The 356-nt window shown below is 27.8% G+C and carries 1 pseudogene; it reads left to right on the top strand.

Annotated features, from left to right (window positions below):
* Positions 1-356, top strand: a pseudogene (locus AYC60_RS04120) (ABC transporter ATP-binding protein); the annotation flags it as partial.

A 356-nucleotide genomic window follows, 5' to 3' on the forward strand; every position in this document is an offset into this window, starting at 1 on the left:
TGATATCCTTCTTTTAGATGAACCTACTAATGGACTCGATTTAAAAGCAGTCAATTGGCTAGAAAATTTTATTATGGAATTAGAAACTACTACTGTTTTAATAGTATCTCATGATATACACTTTTTAAACAACGTATGTACTCATTTTGCAGATATAGATTATGGTAAGATTAAACTATTTGTTGGAAACTATAACTACTGGTATGAATCACATCAATTAATGCAAGAACTATTAAGAAATCAAAATAAAAAAGATGAACAAAAAAGAAAAGAGTTACAACAATTTATCGCAACATTCTCTGCTCAAGCTTCAAAATCAAAACACGCAACTAGTAGAAAGAAACAACTTGAAAAAT

The sequence above is a fragment of the Streptobacillus felis genome (assembly GCF_001559775.1).
GTDB classification, from domain to species: Bacteria; Fusobacteriota; Fusobacteriia; order Fusobacteriales; family Leptotrichiaceae; genus Streptobacillus; species Streptobacillus felis.